This is a genomic window from Desulfobulbus sp. (assembly GCF_031547805.1).
Lineage (GTDB): Bacteria > Desulfobacterota > Desulfobulbia > Desulfobulbales > Desulfobulbaceae > Desulfobulbus.
In genome coordinates this window covers 55,566-75,162 of record NZ_JAVBRQ010000031.1, presented here as the reverse complement: position 1 = coordinate 75,162, position 19,597 = coordinate 55,566, and the positions used below count along the sequence as shown (strand labels likewise).

The window sequence follows — 19,597 nt, the reverse complement described above, 5'->3', positions numbered from 1 at the left end:
GGCCATGCAATCCTCCTCGCCCAATTCAGGGGAACAGGCCCCCGATTGAATAGGCGACCTGGATCAACTCGCGGATTTGCCGCGGAACAGGCTGGTTCAGGTGCGGTCCTCTCGCTGTTCCGATGCACCTACAGGAATGCGATTGCGACTTGTTCTGAGGGTGGATCTGTGCAATAATGCTTATCGTTAATGTATGTAGCGTATGTAGCCGCGCCTGCGAATAGGTGTTAGGCAGGAGCGGCCGTATCCTAGAGTATCACATGTGTCCAAGCAGTCCGTGAAGATGTCTCCACATCATGGAGAAAATCATAGTATCGCCGAACAGGTATCGTCCCTATGAATGAAACGAAAACGCTGTCGAATGACGCGAAAACACAGGTAAATGAAGCGAACAAGCAGTTCTCGCTGTTGATCGTTGAAGATGAGCCCGCCTTGAGAAACAACATGGAATTGATCCTCAAGCTCGAAGGGTACAACGTGCGTGCGGTTGCCGACGGCCTGGCCGCCTTGAGCCTGATCCGCAGCAAGCGGCCGGATTTGATTCTTTGCGACATCCTCATGCCGGGCATGGACGGTTTCGCCTTTCACGAGGCGGTGAAGGGATTTACTCATCTCGCCTCCATTCCCTTCCTCTTTGTCTCCGCGCTCAATTCGCCCGAACAGGTCCGCAAGGGCATGAACGTCGGGGCGGACGATTATCTCACCAAACCCTTCAGCGCCGAGGAACTCCTGGTCGCCGTCTCGGCCCGTCTGCGCCGGTTCACCTCGCTCCGCACGGTCACCAAATCGCGCGGCGGTCCCACCGAAGAGGAGATGCGCAAGCTGCGGTCGATCACGCCCCGGGAACGGGAAATCCTGCTGCTGGTGGCCAAGGGAAAATCGTCCAGGCTGATCGGCGAACTGCTGTTCATCAGCCCCAGAACCGTGGATGTCCATCGGAATCGGCTGTTGCGCAAATTGGGGGCTGCCAATGCCGCCTCGCTCGCGCATTGGGCCGCATTGGCTGAGCATATGTTTCGGACAAAGGCCATCTGACAGACGTACCGGACAGGTTTTTGCCTCCATGGTCAGTCTTCCTCTCCGCTTTCCCCCGACGCTGAATAAATACCTGCCGGTCTGCATGTCGCTCGAACGCCAGGCCCATTGGCCCGTGCTCGCCGTGTGGCTGGCGGTCTTGCTGCTGATGCCGATGCAGGAGCGGGTGGTCTACGAGCACACCTGGCTGTTGGGGGCCGGTTTCCTGTTCGGCGCCCTGGTCGCGATTTTCGTCGCGGTCTGGATGGGCGGGAGCTTTGTCCGCAACGGCAGTCCCGGCATGCTGCTTTTGAGTTGCGGTGCCTTTTTCTGGGGCACGGCGGGATTGATTTTCGTGCTGTCGATCTTTCTCGGCAACGATATTCCCGTCCTCGATATCAACACCCTGGTCACCCAGCACAATACCTGTGCCTGGCTGGCCGCCATCACCCAGCTGGCCGGCGCCGCCATCTCCTGCATCCGGATGGAGCCGGTTGCCCGTCCCCGCACCTGGTTGACCGTCACCTATGTGGGGACGGCGGCGATTTTGGCATTGCTCATCATCGCCTCCTCATCTCACTGGACCCCTCTCTTCTTCGTCCTTGGCCAGGGCGGCACCGCGACCCGCTACCTGGTGCTCGGCTCGGCCATCGGCATGTTCCTGCTCGCGGCCCTGCTCCTCTTTCTGGCGGGCCGCCGGGACATGCCCCCCTTTCTCCGCTGGTACAGTCTGGCCCTTGTGTTGATGGCAGCGGGACTCACCGGCCTGCTGCTGCCGAAAGTCACCGGCACCCCGGCGAGTTGGGCCGCTCGAAGCGCGCATTACTGCAGCGCCCTCTACATGCTGGCCGCTGTTTTTCGGTCATGGCCTGGATTCAGCCCGGAACACACCCTGTCGCGGGAGGATGTGTTCGCGCCGAAACAGCGTTGGCTGCTTTCCTTCGCGGTCGCCGTTGCCTGTTCTTCCGGAGCGGCCGTGCTCCGTGTGTTTTTTTTGCAGAACCTGGGACAGGACGTTTCCTATGTGACCTTCTGCTTCGCGGTGGCCCTGGCCGCCTTGATGGGCGGTTCATTGCCAGGGATCATGACCACCCTGCTTTCGGGCTCCCTGACCTTCTCGATTTGGCTGGCCTCTCCGAAAGACGCGCCGTTTAATGTATTTACCCTGGTCATGGAATTGACTTTTTTTGTCCTGAGCGGCCTGCTGGTGTCGCTGGTCGGGCAAATGACACATCGCTACCGGGCCCGGAGCGTTTTGGTCGAAGCCAAGCTCCGCCAGGAAGAAGAACAGGTGCGGGTTGCCGAGAAAAACGTCCAAGCCACCAACGAGCGATTGGCCCACGTGGTCGAGGCCGCCATGGCGGGGATTTGGGATTGGAATATCCAGACCGGAGAGTTGATCTACAACGAGCGGTGGGCCGAAATGGCCGGATACCATCTGGCTGATCAGATGGCGATGAAGACCGAGGCATGGCGGGAATCGGTGCATCCGGACGACTTGCCTGTTTTGCAGAAACAGCTGGACGAGTTGTTTGCCGGCGCCCGGCCGCTTTACGACCAGGAATACCGGCTGCGGCACCGCGACGGCCACTGGATATGGGTCCAGGATTGGGGCCGGATCAGCGAGTGGAGCGAGGAAGGAAAACCCTTGCTCATGACCGGATTCCACATCGATATCAGCGCGCGGAAGCTGGCCGAGGCGCAGTTGCGCGATCTGAGCCGCGAACAGCAGATTCTTCTGGGCACGGTGCCGATCGGTATCGCCAAGTACATCGACCGCAAACTGATCTGGTGCAATCAAGGTTTTGAGGAGATGCTGGGCTATCCTTGGGAAGAAGTGTACCAGAAAAGCACCAGGAGGTTTTTTCCGTCCCTGGCAGAATATGAAGACCTGGGCAAAGCCACCTCCCCCGTTCTCGCCCAGGGCCTGATCTACGAAGGCGAGCTGCGTCTGCAGCGTAAGGACGGCAACTTGATTTATGTCCGGATCTCCGGCCGCGCGGTCGATCCCGCCGATTCGTCGCAGGGGAGCATCTGGGCCATTCAGGACATCTCCGAGCGCAAGCTGATGGAGGAGGCGATCCGGGAGCGGGCGGAATTGTTCCAGGCCCTGTTCGCCGACAGCCATTCGGTCAAATTGCTGATCGATCCCGACAACGGTAGCATCATCGACGCCAACAAAGCGGCCAGCGACTTTTACGGCTATCCCATCGAGCAGTTGATCACCATGCATGTCAGCGAGATCAATGTCCTCGATCGCGCGGAGATCCGGGCAAAGCTGGCCATGGTCAAGGAGCGGCAGGGGGAGGCGTTCCAGTTCCGCCATCGGTTGGCCTCCGGCGAAATCCGCGACGTCGAGGAATACTTCAGTTCGATCCAGATCGCGGGGCGAATCGTGTTGCATTCCATTGTCCACGATATCACCGAGAAAAAGCGGTTGGAGGATTCCCTCCGGGAGAGCCAGGCCCTGCTCCATTCCATGACCGAGTCCACTTCGGATTCGGTCTACATCAAGGATTGGGCCGGGCGGTATCTGATGTGCAACCGGGCGGCGAGCCGGCGTTTCGGCCATTTGGAGTCGGAAATTTTGGGCAAGGACGACCGGGCCTTTTTCCCGTCTAAGCAAGCGGACGAACTTATGGAAAGGGATCGGGGCATCCTGGCATCGGGCGAGGTCTGGACCTACGAGGAATCCATAACGCTGGCGAATCAGGAATACATCTTCCTTTCCACCAAGGGGCCGGTCCGCAACGCCTCCGGCGCCATTATCGGTCTGTTCGGCGTTTCCCGCGACATCACCGATCGCAAGCACGTGGAAGAAGAACTGCAACGGTCGCGGGAAGCGGCCGTGGCCGCCAATCACGCCAAAACCAAGCTGTTGTCCACGGCGGCCCATGAATTCCGCACTCCGCTCAGCCTGCTGCAAAGCAGCCTCGATATTTTGGACCGCTACGGCGGGCAGCTCGACGAGGAAGAACGAAAAACGCAAAAACGCCACATCCGCAGTGCCACCAGACAACTGACCGACCTGGCGGAATCGTTGCTGGCCTATCGCAATGTCGAGCGAGAAACAGGAAAACAGGCGGAGTCCGTTCCCTGCGATATCGGTATGCTGAGCCGGACCATTGCCGAGGAGACGCAGGCGGCCAAGGCTGCGGGGCACGAGTTCATCGTTGCCATCGGCGAGGAATGCGGCCTGCTGCTGATCGATCCGGCTCTCTACCGCCGCGTGCTGGAGAACCTGTTGGCCAATGCCTTCCAGTACACTCCGCCGGACCGACAGGTGTCGCTGGAGCTGGTCAAGGCGGGCGACTGGCTGCGAATGACCGTGGCCGACCAGGGCATCGGCATAGAACAGGGAGATCTGGAGCGGATTTTCGATCCCTTTTTCCGGGGGAGCAATGTCGGCCAGCGGCGCGGCATCGGGCTGGGGCTGCCCATCATCCACGAATCGCTCTCCCGGATGGACGGCAGGATTTCGATCACCAGCACCCCGGGGCATGGTACCCGGTTCGAAATTTCCTTGCCCTGGCTGGAGGTGGAGGACGAAGAAGACGAGCCGCGGCTGGACGAACCGGAGGAGTGATCGCCGGCCGGTTGGCGCGGGGATGGGCAAACGGGTTGTTGTTCGTGGGAACAACAACCCGTTTTTTTTGCGTTGCGGTGCAGCGCCAGACAGGCGAGCGGGAACGCGGCACCGGGGGTGCCGAAGCGGGTGCCGGCTTGCAGGGCCGCGTTCAGCGGCAGGGAATGACCTTGCGGAAACTGTCCTTGGTCCAGATCATCTGGCCGTCCGGGGTCTTGCCGTCGGTCTTCCATTTGTCGATCACCTGGAGGCAATAGGAGCCCATGTTGATGGTTTCCGGCTCCTTCTGGCCCGGGGTGTCGCCACCGATGCGCATCAGGTCGGGATTGGTCGACTGGTAATTAGGGGCGATGGTGGCCGCGCCGCAGCCGGCCAGGGTCAGGGCGGCGACGGCGTAGGCGGCAAGGACGCATGCTTTCTTCATGATTCGTACTCCTGCGATGATGGTTGACGCCTGGGCCGGGGCGTCGCGGCATGCGGCGGCGGGCGCAGACGATGGCTGGTGGTTTCGGCGTTGGCCCCCTTGAAGCGGGCCGGGCAAAATGTACCGGACTCGGGCCAATTGTGAAAGTCTTTTCCGCAGTCTCGGTCGCCATCGGGTCCGGTGGGGGATTATCTGTTATCCCCAGGGGTTATCGGTCAACCGGCTGCCTTGCTCGATCCGTTTCAGCTGATCGTCGAGGTCGTCGATTTCCGTCCGCCAATAGGTGGGGGAGCCGAAATCCGGCACCACCGCCGTGGCCCCGTCCTCAACCACCTGGTGGGCGCACCAGGCCGAATAGTGGATGAAGCGCATGGCCCGCAGGGGTTCGATCAGCCGGAGCGTGCTCCGGACAAAGGGGCGGAAGGTTTCGTAGCCCTCGATCAGCAGATCGGCTTCCAACAGGGCGTCGTCCAGGCGGCCCGGCAGCAGCATCCAGAAATCCTGCACCGGCGGCCCGACGACCATGTCGTCGAAATCGATCAGGAGAAAAGAAGACTCCGGGCGATACACCAGGTTGCCGAAATGGCAGTCACCGTGAATCCTGATGGTCTCCAGCCCGGAAAACAGAGGGGTGATGGCGGCGATCAGCCGGTCGACGGTCCGGATGTAAGGTGCGAGCAGATCGGCGGGAACGAGGCCGCTTTCCCTGATATACGCCACCTGGGCCGCGGTGGTGGCGGCCGGATGGAGGCAAAAGCGATGCGTTGCCGCGTTCCGCGCTCCCACCATGTGCATCCGGCCGAGCAGACGGCCGACGGCCAGCCATTGCTCCTCGGTGAATTCATCGACCGAGCGGCCGCCTTTTTTCGGAAACACCGCGAACAAGATGGCGCCGCAGCGGCCGATGGTGCCGCCTTGCCGCAGGGGCAGCGGCGCGACCACCGGGATTTCCTCCTCGGCCAGTTCGCGCAGAAAATCGTGCTCGTCCTGGATCATCGCCAGGGGCCATCGTCCCGGCCGGTAAAACTTGGCGATCAGGCCCTCGCCCGTGGCGCTTTCCAGTTCGTAGACCCGGTTGATGTAGCTGTTGCATGGCCGGCAGAGATTGGTGCAGGCGGTCCCCAGCGCCGTTTCGACCGCCTCCAGAATTCGTTCGGGAGTCAGGCCGTGGAATGCGGCGCGGGAAGGAGCAGGGGAGGGGACAGCCATGGCGGACCTCATTCGATGAGCTAAACGATTTCGCCCAACCTGCCGGCAGCGCGGGTTCGACGGCAACGACCGATGCGGCCAACCTACCACATTCGCGGCAAAAAGGGTCGCGGTTCCATGGAAAACCCGTCGGATGACGCTCCCGACCCATGCACCCCTGTTGCAATTCGGGGCGAAATCGCCCATGCTGGGACAATGTACTGAATGCGGCGCCAGTTCCGGGCATGAACAGCCCATCCGGTGCCCGCATGCGACCAAACTGCCCACGCCATGGAATGCGACCGCATCGCCAACCTTATCCGGCAACAGTGCACCGAATGCGGCGCCTGCGTCAAGCATTGCGCCTTTCTGCGGCGCCACGGCACGCCGAAGGCCATTGCCGCCGGCCAGCGCGTCCTGGCCTATGCCTGCAGCCTGTGCGGCCTGTGTGCCGCAGTGTGTCCGGAGGGGCTCGATCCCTGCCGTCTCTTCCGGACGATCCGTTGCCGCCATGCGGCCGAGGGCGGGCTCGACTGCCGGCCGTATCGCGGCCTTCTGCTCTACGAACGGCTGGGCTGTTCTTCCTTGCTGGCCTGGAGCGGCATACCGCCGGGCTGTGATACCGTGTTTTTTCCCGGATGCGCTCTGCCTGGAACGCGACCGGAGGCGACCGTCTCCATCTTGGCGCGGTTGCGCCGGATACTGCCGAGCGTGGGGATGGTACTGGCTTGCTGCGCCAAGCCGTCCCACGATTTGGGGCGGTTGGATTTCTGCAAGACGCGCTTGGGCAAAACCTTTGAGCTGTTGCGGCAGCATGGCATCCGCACGGTGCTGACCGCCTGCCCCAGCTGCACCGGCATGTTGCGGCAATACGGCGAGGGGCTTGTCGTGCGCACGGTGTGGGAGGAGCTGCATGCCGCCGGCACCGGGACTCCGGCTCCGGCTGTCGCGGCCGAGATCTGCATCCACGATCCCTGTTCCTTGCGCCACGATCGACCCTTCCAGGCCGCGGTCCGGGGACTGCTGGCCGATCTGGGCTACCGGATCGTGCCGATGGCGCATCAGGATTCGCGGACGGTGTGTTGCGGCGAAGGCGGGGCGGTCGGCTGCATCGATCCCGGCTTGGCCGGCCAATGGACCAGTCTGCGGACCCAGGCCGCTGCCGGCCGGTTGCTGGTGGCCGCCTGCTGCGGTTGCACCTCCACGCTCAACCGTTTCACCCCGACCGTCCACCTTGCCGACCTGCTCTTTCGGCCCGAGGCCGGGTTGCGCGGCGCGCTGGACATCGCCCAACCGCCGTTCACCTACTGGAACCGGTTGCGGCTCAAAGGCCGCTTGCGGCGGATGCTGCAACGATGACTCGAGTCGCCTTAGCAAGCGTCTGCCATGGTCGGGGTGGAAGCAAGGAGCCGGGGTCGAACGTTCCCCGAGGAAATGCTGTTCCGGAACAGGAGGTCATTGACGTCTGGCGACTAATGACGCATTAATGGCGCCATAAGGGTAAAGGGAAGGACCGTACCCCCCAGACCACACAGACACCAAAAGGAGAGACGAGATGAAAGTCGTCGCATTCAACGGCAGCCCCAATGCCAAGGGCAACACCTGGCACGCGCTCAAGATGGTCACCGACGAGTTGGAAAAGGAAGGTATTGCCACCGAGATCGCCCACGTCGGCAACAAGGCGGTCCGGGGTTGCCTGGCCTGCGGCCAATGTTTCAAGAAGAGAAACGAACAGTGCATCCAGACCGACGATCCGGTCAACGAGTGGGTTCAGTTGATGAAAGGCGCCGACGGCATTCTCCTGGGCTCGCCGGTCCACTATTCGGCCGTGGCCGGAACCATGAAGTCGTTCTTGGATCGCGCTTTTTATGTCGCCGGCAGCAACGGCAGCATGCTGCGCCACAAGGTCGGGGCCGCAGTGGTGGCGGTGCGCCGCTCCGGTGGCCTGCCCGCCTTCAACCAATTGAATAATTTCCTCTGCTATTCCGAGATGTTGATCCCGACCTCCAACTACTGGAACGTGATCCACGGTGCCCGGCCGGGTGAGGTCACCAAGGACGAGGAAGGTGTCCAGATCATGCGGACCCTGGGCCGGAATATGGCCTGGCTGCTGCGCCTGGTCGAGCACGGCAAGGGCACGATCGCCCCGCCCGCGCAGGAGAGCAAGGTCTGGATGAATTTCATCCGCTGAAGCCGCGCCCGGCGTTCCGTCGGTCGTCCGGCCGGCCGCCGGGTTCGTCCACCGCAATTCCCAGGAGGTCCCATGGAACTTCGAGAAGCCATTGCCACCCGGCGAAGCATCCGCCGGTTCCAAGATGCTTTGGTTGCCGACGAGCATATCCAAACGATCATCGAGGCGGCCATGCTGGCGCCCTCGGCGGGCAACCAGCAGCCCTGGCATTTCGTGGTGATCACCGACCGAGAGCAGCTCGACCGCATCCCCGATTTCCACCCCTACAGCGACATGGTGCGCACGGCACCGGCGGCGATCCTCATCTGCGGCGATCCCGCCGCCGGCTGTCCCTGGCCGGATTTCTGGGTCCAGGATTGCAGCGCCGCCGCCCAAAACGCCCTGCTGGCGGCGCGCGATCTCGGGCTGGGCACGGTTTGGGTGGGCGTGTACCCGATCGAGGAGCGCATGGCGGGATTCCGCCAACTGCTGACCATCCCCGAGCAGGTCCTGCCGTTCGCCCTGATTCCGGTGGGGTGGCCGGCCGGATCGTTTTCCGCGGTCAACCGCAGCAAGCCGGAGCGGGTGCACCAGGGAAGATGGTAGCGTCCCGCCCGTCGGCAACACGGCAGAAATCCGCCGTAATGCTTGCAAAGCTTGCAAATGGCTGATCGGGTTGTACAATCGGGCCCATCGGTTCCGGCCACACCGTCCGACGCGATCGTTTCCGGCGGCGCTGCCTTGACGCGCCTTTCCTGACCATCAACCCGAAGATATGCACCCCCGGCCGGCATGAAATACCTCGCCTCCCAGTTTCTCTTTCTGCTCCAAGACGGACGGGCGCGCCGCAATATCCGCTCGCTGGTCAAGTTCACCCTGTTCCTGATCCTGATCATGGTGATCTACAGCTACCTCTTCCATGTGATCATGGCCCACGAAGGCCGCTATTATTCCGCTATTACCGGCTTGTACTGGACCCTGACCGTGATGTCGACCCTGGGGTTCGGCGACATCACCTTCGACAGCGACCTGGGCAAACTGTTTTCCATTGTCGTGCTGCTGTCCGGGATCATCTTCCTGTTGGTGATGCTGCCCTTCACCTTTATCCAGTTTTTCTACGCCCCATGGCTGGAGGCCCAGAACAAGTCGCGGGTTCCCCGACATCTGCCGGCGGAGATCGGCAACCACGTCATCATCACCTGTTACGACCCCATTGCCATCGCCCTGGTGCAGCGGCTCAAGCAGTACGGGCACGAGTACATCCTGCTGGTACCCGAGGTGCAGCAGGCGCTCGACCTGGTCGATCAGGGCTACAAGGTGCTGGTGGGCGAGTTGGACGACTCGGAAACCTACCGCCGGGCCCATGTCGAGCGGGCCGCCCTGGTGGTGGCCCTCAACGACGACATGAAGAACACCAGCATCGTCTACACCGTGCGGGAGATCGCCCCCCAGGTGCCCATCGTCGCCAACGCCGACCTCGACGATTCGGTGGATATCCTGGCCCTGGCGGGCTGTAGCCGCGTCTTCCAATTCATGAACATGCTGGGACGGTCGCTGGCCCGGCGTACCCTGGGGGCCCGTACCCATGCCAACGTCATCGGCCGCTTCGAGGATTTGGTCATCGCCGAGGCCCTGGCCATGCGGACCCACCTGGTGGGAAAGACGGTACGGCAGCTCGGGCTGCGCCAGGCCACCGGCATCACCATCGTCGGTTTGTGGAACCGCGGCCACTTCACCCTGCCGCACCCGGAAACGGTGATCGAGTCGAGCACGGTGCTGGTGCTGGCCGGCGCGGAGAGCCAATTGGCCGCCTATGGCGCCTTTATCGGGGAGACCGAGACCATCGTCGCCTCGCCGGCCCTCATCCTGGGCGGCGGCCGGGTGGGCAAGTCCGCGGTGAGTGCCCTGCGGCAACAGGGCGTGGCCTACCGCATCGTCGAAAAAAATCGCCGGATCAGCGAGGAGGGCGAACATTGCGTGATCGGCAGCGCCGCCGATCACCAGATCCTGATCAAGGCCGGGATCGAAACCGCGCCCTCGGTGTTCATCACCACCCACAACGACGACGTCAACATCTACCTCACCATCTACTGCCGCCGGCTGCGGCCGGACATCCAGATCATCAGTCGGGCGACCCTGGATCGCAACATCAACGTCCTCCACGCCGCGGGCGCCGACCTGGTGATGTCGCACGCCTCCATGGCCGCCAACACCATCATCAACATCCTGACCCCCGGCCGGGTGCTGATGCTCACCGAGGGGCTCAATATTTTCCGCTGCCGGGTGCATCTGCTCCTGATCGGCAAAAGCCTCCTGACCAGCGGCATCCGCGAGAGCACCGGCTGCAGCGTGATCGCCATCTTCCGGCAAGGCCACCGGCGTATCAACCCCGACCCCCGCGAACTGCTCGAACCGGAGGACGAACTGCTGATGATCGGCACTGCGGCCTCGGAAAAAGCCTTTGCCGAAAAATATCCCGACACCTGAACGGTGATTTTGCTTTTTCCCAATTCTGACGTTTAGTTATCCGGCTGCCGCTTTTCCGTTGCATCTCTTGGACAGGGGTGTATCATCCTCCCGAACCCGTGTCATCGCACCGCCTCCTGACCCGGCACGCGGCCGCCGCAGCCGGGGCGTCAACTTGCCGCAATCAATCCGGCCCTCTGCCTCGCTTTTGTTCGTATGAAGGCTTTTTTATTGAAAAAAATAGACCATGTGTCGTCGGTCGCCCTGATCGCGGCCTGCTGCCTGCCAGCCGTCGGCCGGTTGTGGGAAAACGGCTTGAGCGAACCGGTCGGCCTGTTTTCCGATGTTGGCGTCGGCGTCCTCTTCTTTGCCCTGGCGCGGAGTTGCCCGCCCTGGCTGCGCCTACCGCTCGCCCTGATCTGGGCCCTGTTCCAGGCGGCGGCCGTCGAGCTGTTTGCCGCCCTGCAGCGGCTGCCGACTTGGCACGACCTGCGCTATCTGGCCGATCCCGATTTTGTCAGCGCCAGCATCGACGGCTTCAGGCTTTCCTCGCCCTGGCTTGTGGGCCTGCTGGTAGCCGCGGCGCTTTTGGTCGCGGTCAAGCCCGCTCGCCGCTGGGGAAACCGCGCCCTGGCCCTCGGCTTGGCAATGGCCTTCTGCCTGCTGTTGGAACAGGGCATGGCCAGCCGCCAAAACGACGAACAGCCCGTGGCCGCCCGCTATAACGGCCTGCACTGGTTTGTCGAGGATGCCCTGACCGAGGCGCTGCGCGAGGAGACGGGGCCGATAACCGAGGACGCGCTGCCCGCCGGGCTTCGCCAGCTCGATCTGGAAGGCAGGACCCTGGTTGCCGGCAAGGGACAGGCCAAAAACGTGCTGATCGTCGTGCTCGAAGGCATCACCGGCCTCTACCACCCCGAAATGCGGCGGGCCATGGGAGTGGAGACCGACGAACTGGTCATGGACAACCTGGCCGCGAGCACGGCCGACGGGATGCTCGTCCCCGATTTCACGGTGCACAGCCACCAGACCATCCGCGGCCTCTATTCGATGCTCTGCGGCGACTACAGCAAGCTCTCCTACGAGACGCCCAAGGCCTTCGAACTGCTCCAGAATGCTTCCCGGGCCGGGGAATGCCTGCCGGCGCAGATGGCGGCAGGCGGCTGGTCCACCCATTTCCTCCAGGCCTCCGGCCTTCAGTTCATGGCCAAGGACAAGGTCATGGAATCCATCGGCTTCCAGAAGGTCCACGGCAGCGGGTGGTTCACCGAAGCCAATCCTTTTCCGTTCGAATGGGGGGTAATCGACGAGGTTTTCTTCAACGGCGCCCGGCAGTACATCAACAATCTGCGCAAGAAGCGCGCGCCCTGGATGCTGACCCTGCTCACCGTGGGCACCCATCAGCCCTACGGGGTGACCGACGAGGCGGCCGAACGCTATTCCTCGCGCAAGATCGCAAGCGTTGCCGAACTCGACCGGGTGGTGGGCCGGTTCATCGACGGATTGCGCCGCGACGGGGTGCTCAAGGACACCCTGGTGATCGTCACCTCCGACGAGTCGCACGGCTCCGATCTGGCGGACTGGATCAGCAGTTGGGGGCTGGGCATCGTGCTGGCGCCGGAAAAGCAGCAGCTGCCGCGGATCAAGGTCGGCGGCTACGGCCTGGTCGACCTTACCGCCTCGGTCCTCGACTACCTGGGGCTGGCAATCCCGCCCTCGGTCATCGGCCGCAGCTTGTTCCGCGATTACGACCAATCACGCGACATGGTGTCGTTCACCGCCTCCAAGCTGCGCTGGCTGACGGGCGGCAAACGCTTCGAATGCACCGACAACGGCGGCTGCCGGGGAGGGCGGGCCGCCAGCATCCTCGGCGACCCGCCTGCGGATTTCCGTCGGGACAACAAGAGCGAGGGCAGCCGGATTTTCGCCATCGCCCAGACCCTGGACAACAAGCTGCTGGCGCATCCGAACTCCAAGGTGCTCCAGTTCGCCAAGGGCGAGGTGCGCAAATTGCCGGAAAAAATCGGCAGCGAGTGGTCCGAGAACCTGGTCGGGGCGCAGTACCTCGATTTTCCGGCCGAATCGACCGTGCATGTTTCGGTCCGGGTCAAGGCGGTCAAGGCCCCGTCCAGGGGGATCAACCTCAACCTGCTGATCAAGGAATGGAATGAGGACAGCCACGACATCCCCTTCGACAATTTTCCCGTTCTCCATGCCGGCCAGGAGGGCAAGGTGGAATTCTCCTTCTACAATCCCAAACCCCGCCAATCCTTTTCTTTTTTCCTGGTGGGCGAGGGCAAGAACGGCCTGGTCAAGCTGGAGGATTTCACCGTGACCATCGACCGGAACAGGATCTGACGCCGGTAGCGGTCGCGGGCCGGGGCAGGGATCATTCCGAGCGCAGGGCTTCGAGCGGGTCGAGCAGGGCCGCCTGGCGGGCGGGCAGGATCGAGGCCAGGATGCCGATGGCCATGGCCAGCAGTTCTGCCAGGACGACAAAGCTCCAGGGGGTGTGCACCGGCAGCAGCGGTACGAAGAACTTGGCTGTGGCTGCGCAGGCCAGCCCGGCCGCCAGCCCGGCCGCGCCTCCCAGTCCGGCCAGCAGGGTGCCCTCGAGCAGAAAAAATCCCAGGACCTGGGCCCTGGTGGCGCCGATGGCCCGCAGCAGACCGATTTCACCGGTCCGCTCGCGCACGGCAATGGTCATCACGGTGAAGATTCCCACGCTGCCCACCAGCAGCGAAATCCCCCCCAAAGCCCCCACCGCCACGGTGAGCATCCCCAGCACCGAGCCGAGCACCTCGAGCATCTGCTGTTGGGTGGTGACGGTGAAATCCTCCTGTCCGTGGCGGGCCAGCAACAGCCGCTTGATCGCCGCCACCACCTCGTCGGCATCCAGCCCCTCGCGGTAGAGGATGTCGATTTCCATCAACCCGTCGCGGTTGAACAGATCCAGGGCGCGGATGGCCGGAATGTACACCGTGTCGTCCATGTCGAAGCCGAGGATCTGCCCTTTCGGTTCCATCACCCCGATCACCCGGGCCGGCTGATTGCCGATCTGGAAACGTTCGCCCAGCGGATTGCGGTCCAGGAAGAGTTCGCGGGCCACCTTGTGGCCGAGCACCGCGAAGGGCCGGGCGGTGCGGGGATCGTCCGGGGGCAGGAAGTGGCCGCTGCCCACGTACATGCGGAAGGCGCGGTCCATCTCCGGGCCGACGCCGTAGGCGGTGATCCGGCGGGTGCGGGTGCCGGCCTTGACCTCGACGTTGCCCTGGACCATGGGTACCGCCGCCTCGACGCCCGGCAGATGCCGCAGGGCCTCGGCATCCTCCAGGGTGAGGAGGCGTTCGGAGCCGATCACTCCCAGCGAGGCGCCCATGGTGGTCACCTTGCCGGGGGTGATGGCGATCAGGTTGGTGCCGAATTGGGTGAATTCGGACAGGACGAAGCGCTGCAGGCCCTCGCCCATGGAAGTGAGCAGGATGACCGCGGCGATTCCCACCGCGATGCCCAGGCCGGTGAGCGCCGAGTGAAGCCGCTTGGCCCGGATGGAGGTGGTGACGAAGCCGATCTGGTCGCGGATATCCATGGCGTCAGCGGCGGGCCAGGGCCTGGATCGGATCGAGCCGCGCCGCCCGGCGGGCCGGCAGGAGCGAGAAGAGGAAGCCGGTTCCCAGGGCGGTGCCGAAGGCGGCGGCAATGGCCCAGGAGGGCGGGGTGGTGTTGAGCGTCGGGTAGAACTGCACCGCCAGCCAGGAACCGGCAAAGCCCAGGGCCAGACCGACCAGGCCGCCGATCGCCGACAGCAGCAGGGCCTCGGTGACCAGCAAGGCCATGATCTGCAGCCGTCCCGCGCCCAGGGCCTTGCACAGGCCGATTTCGGCGGTGCGCTGGGCCACCGCCATGAGCATCACGTTCATGATCAGGATGCCGGCCACCACCAGGCTGATGCCGGCAATGGCCGCCACGGTCAGGGTCAGCACCTGCAGGATCTTGTCGAAGGTGGCCAGCACCGAATCCTGGGTGATGATGGTCACGTCCTCCTCGCCGTAGTGGCGCTTGGCGATGGTGGCGTTGATGTGCGCCTTCAGCCGGTCGATCGTTGCCAGGTCCCTGGCCTCGATCAGGATGCGGAACAAGCCTTCGGTGTTGAGCAGCATCTGGGCAAAGGCCACCGGCACGATCACCATTTCCTCGGTGTCCAGGCCCAGCGAGCGGCCCTCGGAACCGAGAATGCCGATCACCCGGCAACGAAAGCCGCCCAGCCGCACCAGCTCGCCCAGGGCGTTTTGCTGGCCGAACAGCTCGCGGTAGACCTTGGCGCCGATCACGCAGACCGGCCGGGCGATTTCCATATCCTCTTCCGGAAGAAAGGTGCCCCGTTCCAGGCGGAGATGGTGGATTTCGAGCAGGGAGGCTGTGGAGCCGAACAGCGGAATCTGCCGCTCCTTGCCCCGCCAGGCGATGGTCATCTCGCCGACGCTGAGCGGAGTCAGGCGGCGGACGGTTTCGCTGCGCGCCAGCGCCCGCGCGTCGTCCAGGGTGAGGTCGCGCGGCGTCTCGCCCACCAGGGTGGCCGGGGTGTTGCTCGCGGTCTCGGCCCGGCCGGGGATGACGATCACCAGATTGGTGCCCAGCGAGGCGAACTGGTCGACGATGTAAAGCCGGGCGCCGTTGCCGATGCCGGTGAGCAGCACCACCGCCGCCACGCCGATGGCCATGGCCAGCAGCATCAGCAGGGTGCGGACCCGGTTGCCGCCGAGGCTGGTGACGGCAAAGCCGATGGCATCCAAGGGGCGCACGGTTTTACGGCCCCTTGGAATCGTTGGCGATGCGGCCGTCGACCACTCGGATGCGGCGCGCGGCCCGCTCTCCGATTTCCGGGTCGTGGGTGACCACCACCAGGGTGAGTCCGTCCCGGTGCAGCCCTTCCAGCAGGTCGATGATCTCGCCGCCGGCGTGGCGGTCGAGGTTGCCGGTGGGCTCGTCGGCCAGCAAAATGGCGGGCCGGTTGATCACCGCCCGGGCGATGGCCACCCGCTGGCGCTGGCCGCCGGACAGTTCGTCCGGCCGGTGATGGCACCGCTCGGCCAGGCCGAAGGCCTCGATCAGGGGGCGGCTGCGTTCGCGGCGTTCCCGTTGGGGCACCCCGGCCAGCAGCAGGGGCAATTCGATGTTCTGCTGGGCGGTCAGGCGGGGAATGAGGTGGAAGAACTGGAAGATGAAGCCGATGGTGCGGCTGCGGGTGGCGGCCAGCTGGCGGTCGTTGAGATGGGTGACGTCCCGGTCCTGCAGGAGATAGGTGCCGCTGTCGGGCGTGTCGAGCAGGCCGAGAATGTTGAGCAGGGTCGACTTGCCCGAACCGGAAGGCCCCATGATCGACAGATATTCGCCCGAGGCGATATCCAGCGAGACCCGGTCCATGGCCCGCACCTCCTGGCCGCCCACGGTGAACAGGCGGCTGACCTCGCGCAGCTCGATCATTTGGCAACCGCTTCGTTGTCAGCCCTGTCGGCCCGTTCGGCCGCGACCAGCACGCCGTCGGCCAGGCCCTGGCGGTCGATGGTGGTCACCACCACCGCTCCCGGCCGCAGCCCGGTCCGCACTTCGGTGAATTTCCAGTTGGACAGGCCGGTTTCGATCCGCAGCCGGTGCAGTCTTTGGGTCGCCGGGTCCACCGCGTAGACGGTCCCGTCGCCCAGCACGGCCTCGGTGGGCACCCGCACCGCCTCGGGCCTGGTGTCGAGGATGATCTCGACATCGGCGCTGTAGCCCGCCAGGAGGTTGGGCGGAGCGGCGCCATCGGCGAAATCGGCCTCGATTTCAACGGTGCGCGCCTGTTTGGCCACCTCAAGCACATAGGGGGAAATGGAGCGGACCTGGCCGGGGAAATGCTTCTTGGGAAAGGCGTCGAGGCTGATCCGCGCCGCCATGCCCGGCCGGATCTGGGCGGTGTCGATTTCGTCGATGGGCGCGGCCACGTACAGCGATTCCATGTTGATCAGGTCCACGGCCGGCAGGGTGGCGATGCCGGGGGGCGAGGGGGTCAAGTATTCGCCGACCTCGCCGTTGACCTCGGCCACGATGCCGTCGAAGGGCGCCAGCAGGATCGTCCGCTCCAGGGTGGCCTTGGCCGCGTCGATCCGGGCGGCGGCCTCCGCCTGCCGGGCCTGGGCCGCCTCGCAACCCGCCCGCCGAGCCCGGGCCGTGGCCTGGGCCTCGTCGTACAGCGCTTCCGAGGTGGAACGGGTCCTGATCAGCTCACTTTGGCGCGTTGCCTGCTTTTCGGCGAGATCGGCCAGCAGGCAGGATTCCCGGTGCGCGGCCGCGGCGGCCACAGCCTCGCTCTGGGCCAGCCGCAAATCCGCCTGGAGGTCGTTGTTCCACAGGGTGAGCAGGATTTGGCCGGCCTTGACCCGGTCGGCCTTGCGCACGTTGAGCGCGGCGATCTGGCCGCCGATGGCCGGGGTGAGGTTGGCCCGCAGCCGGGCCTTGACCGTGCCGGCCCGGGTATTGGCCACCGTGGCCTCCACCGGGCCGCTGTCAACGGTTTGCACCGTCACCTTGACCGGGATTTCCCTGGTCAGGTAGCGGTAGCCGGCAAAAAGGGCAATGGCCAGCGGCAGGAGAACGAACAGGAAAATTTTTTTCACGAAAGGTCCGGGGCATCGGTAAACGGAAAAACGCGGCATCCAGGGGCCGGGCTCGTGCGATCCGGCCCGGTGCGCCGAACCGGCGGCGGGAAGCTGCCCAACCGTCGGCAAGGGCTTGGAGCGAACGAGACTGATTGTTGTCTAAAAGGATTTCAGGGAAAAGACAAAGAATTTTTTGTGGTTGGCGCTTCGGTGCCGTTCACGGCGGACAGTGGGCGGGGCCACGGCCGCATGGCCCGAGGTTGTCCCGCCCGCGATTTCTTGCTGGACCCAAGGGGTGCGCTGGCGATGATATGCGCCTTCCCGGCAAGTGCCGGATGACCATGGTTCCGCCCTCGGCACCCTTGCCCTCGACACCATTGGCGATGCGGTCGCCGATTTCCCGGTCGATGTTGCGCCAATATTCCAGCGCCCGCTGGAGCACGGGTGCGGAAACCCCTTTTTTCAAATGGCCGACCACATTGGCCACCAGCCGGCCGTGTTGGGAATCGTCCATGACGTCCCGCACCAGGGCTCGGGCCTGGACAAAGTCGTTGTCGTCCTTGCGCGGGGTATAGGCGGCGCGAACAAAGTCGCCGCTGGCATGCCAGACCTCGACCTGCGGATAGCGCGCCCCGTCCGCTTGGGGACCGCCCTTGGAGTTGGGCGCGTAGACCGGATCGGCAACGTTTTCCACCCGCATCGCCCCGTCCTTGCTGTAGCTGTGCACCGGACATCTCGGCCGGTTGACCGGGATTTGCTTGTAATTGACGCCCAGACGGGCACGGTGCGCATCGGCATAGGCGAAAAGGCGGGCCAGCAGCATCTTGTCCGGGCTGAGACCGATCCCCGGCACCAGGTTGTTCGGCTCGAACGCGGCTTGTTCGATCTCGATATGGAAATCGGTGGGAGTGCGATTGAGGGTCAGCCGTCCCACTGCGTGTACAGGGGATAGTCCCCGTGCGGCCAGACCTTGGTGAGGTCGAACGGGTTGAATCGGTAGATGGTGGCGTCGGCAAAGGGCATGATCTGCACCTGCAGCGTCCAGCTGGGATATTCCCCCCGCCTGATATATTCCCCCCCGCCTGATGGCCTCGAACAGGTTTCGTTGGTGATAGTCGGCGTCCACACCGGCCAGGTAATCCGCCTCTTCCTGAATGAGGAAATCGATTCCCTGGTCGGTCTTGAAATGATATTTCACCCAGAAGCGTTCGCTCCGGGCATTGACCCACATAGAGGTGTGGCTCGAATAGCCGTTCATGTGCCGTCAGGATCTGGGAATGCCCCGATCGCCCATCAGCCAGGCGACCTGGTGCGCCGATTCGGGCGAGAGGGTCCAGAAATTCCACTGCATGTCATGGTCGCGCAGGCCGTTGTCCGCCCGGCGTTTTGCGAACGGATGAAATGCTGGAATTTCATGGGGTCGCGCAGGAAGAAGACCGGCGTGTTGTTGCCGACCATGTCGTAGTTTCCCTCGCTGGTGTAGAACTTCAGGGCAAAGCCGCGCGGGTCGCGCCAGGTGTCGGGGCTGCCGCGTTCGCCGGCCACGGTGGAAAACCGGATCAGGGTGTCGGTCCTGGTATCGGGCTGGAACACCGCGGCCTTGGTGAAGGCGCTGACGTCCTCGGTCACTTCGAAGAAGCCGAAGGCGCCGGCGCCCTTGGCATGGGGCTGGCGTTCCGGAATCCGTTCCCGGTTGAAGTTGGCCATCTGCTTGATCAGGTAATGATCCTGCAGCAGAATCGGGCCGTCGGGTCCCACGGTCAGCGAGTATTCATCGTTGGAAACGGGGATGCCGGCATCGGTGGTGGTGGGGGTGCGGTGGTCGTCTTGCATCGCATGTGCCTCCTTGGAAGTGAGGGTTGATCCCACCGGGTCCGGTCGACCCGGCAAACATCAAGGTACAACCGGTCGAGCGGCCAACAGCCTCGCCGGGGTATGCCTCGCTATGACCAGAGTGCTATTTTATCGAGCGATATGTAATATTACTTACGATATGGTGCGGCGTTGTCCCTTGTTTTTTGATGTCGGCCGAAAAAAGACGCGGCCGCGGACTTACGGCCTAAAACGGGAAGGCGGGAAAGCGCGAGCGAGAAAGGATGGCCGGATCGCCCGGC

The 19,597-nt window shown here is 63.8% G+C and carries 13 protein-coding genes and 1 pseudogene; 7 read left to right on the top strand and 7 right to left on the bottom strand.

All coding sequences use genetic code 11. The features are described from left to right. Positions 1 to 336: 336 nt before the first annotated feature. Together RMR13_RS11350 and RMR13_RS11345 are read left to right on the top strand one after the other, a co-directional pair. Positions 337 to 1,035, top strand: coding sequence for a response regulator transcription factor (locus RMR13_RS11350; RefSeq protein WP_310600742.1), 699 nt, complete (start codon positions 337 to 339; stop codon positions 1,033 to 1,035). A gap of 28 nt (positions 1,036 to 1,063) precedes the next feature. Then, positions 1,064 to 4,600, top strand: coding sequence for a PAS domain S-box protein (locus RMR13_RS11345; protein WP_310600741.1), 3,537 nt, complete (start codon positions 1,064 to 1,066; stop codon positions 4,598 to 4,600). Positions 4,601 to 4,751: 151 nt separating this feature from the next. Here the strand turns inward: RMR13_RS11345 and RMR13_RS11340 are convergent, their stop codons facing one another. Beyond that, on the bottom strand, positions 4,752 to 5,024 hold the full coding sequence (locus tag RMR13_RS11340) for a hypothetical protein (RefSeq protein ID WP_310600740.1): 273 nt from the start codon (positions 5,022 to 5,024) through the stop codon (positions 4,752 to 4,754). Between the two features lie 195 nt (positions 5,025 to 5,219). Next, a complete protein-coding gene (locus RMR13_RS11335) occupies positions 5,220 to 6,233 on the bottom strand; it encodes a serine/threonine protein kinase (RefSeq protein WP_310600739.1) in 1,014 nt (337 codons plus the stop codon). Positions 6,234 to 6,503: 270 nt separating this feature from the next. Here RMR13_RS11335 and RMR13_RS11330 point away from each other — a divergent pair, with 270 nt between their 5' ends. From RMR13_RS11330 to RMR13_RS11310, 5 genes are all read left to right on the top strand, one after another. After that, positions 6,504 to 7,571, top strand: a complete 1,068-nt coding sequence (locus tag RMR13_RS11330; RefSeq protein ID WP_310600738.1) for a (Fe-S)-binding protein — start codon at positions 6,504 to 6,506, stop codon at positions 7,569 to 7,571. Positions 7,572 to 7,767: 196 nt separating this feature from the next. Beyond that, a complete protein-coding gene (locus RMR13_RS11325; protein ID WP_310600737.1) occupies positions 7,768 to 8,403 on the top strand; it encodes a flavodoxin family protein in 636 nt (211 codons plus the stop codon). Positions 8,404 to 8,475: 72 nt separating this feature from the next. Then, a complete protein-coding gene (locus RMR13_RS11320) occupies positions 8,476 to 8,988 on the top strand; it encodes a nitroreductase family protein (RefSeq protein ID WP_310600736.1) in 513 nt (170 codons plus the stop codon). A 186-nt stretch (positions 8,989 to 9,174) separates the two neighbouring features. Then, the gene (locus RMR13_RS11315; RefSeq protein ID WP_310600735.1) at positions 9,175 to 10,869 is read left to right on the top strand and encodes an NAD-binding protein; all 1,695 of its coding nucleotides are present in this window, start codon (positions 9,175 to 9,177) and stop codon (positions 10,867 to 10,869) included. A gap of 210 nt (positions 10,870 to 11,079) precedes the next feature. Beyond that, positions 11,080 to 13,206 (top strand): LTA synthase family protein, encoded by a 2,127-nt coding sequence (locus tag RMR13_RS11310; protein WP_310600734.1) that lies wholly within the window; start codon positions 11,080 to 11,082, stop codon positions 13,204 to 13,206. 31 nt (positions 13,207 to 13,237) lie between these two features. On the opposite strand, the gene RMR13_RS11305 is transcribed toward RMR13_RS11310, so the two are convergent. The 5 genes and pseudogenes from RMR13_RS11305 to RMR13_RS11280 all read right to left on the bottom strand — a co-directional run bounded on the left by RMR13_RS11305 (position 13,238) and on the right by RMR13_RS11280 (position 19,316). Next, entirely contained in the window at positions 13,238 to 14,437 is a 1,200-nt protein-coding gene (locus tag RMR13_RS11305) for an ABC transporter permease (RefSeq protein ID WP_310600733.1), read from the bottom strand. Between the two features lie 4 nt (positions 14,438 to 14,441). Then, positions 14,442 to 15,650, bottom strand: a complete 1,209-nt coding sequence (locus RMR13_RS11300) for an ABC transporter permease (protein ID WP_310600732.1) — start codon at positions 15,648 to 15,650, stop codon at positions 14,442 to 14,444. Positions 15,651 to 15,654: 4 nt separating this feature from the next. After that, positions 15,655 to 16,332 carry an ABC transporter ATP-binding protein gene (locus RMR13_RS11295; protein ID WP_310600731.1) on the bottom strand — a complete coding sequence of 226 codons (678 nt, stop codon included), beginning with the start codon at positions 16,330 to 16,332 and terminating at the stop codon, positions 15,655 to 15,657. Next, positions 16,329 to 17,501 carry an efflux RND transporter periplasmic adaptor subunit gene (locus RMR13_RS11290; protein ID WP_310600730.1) on the bottom strand — a complete coding sequence of 391 codons (1,173 nt, stop codon included), beginning with the start codon at positions 17,499 to 17,501 and terminating at the stop codon, positions 16,329 to 16,331. Before RMR13_RS11290 ends, RMR13_RS11295 begins: the two co-directional genes overlap by 4 nt. A gap of 199 nt (positions 17,502 to 17,700) precedes the next feature. Next, positions 17,701 to 19,316: pseudogene (locus RMR13_RS11280) on the bottom strand (catalase). Between the last annotated feature and the right edge of the window lie 281 nt (positions 19,317 to 19,597).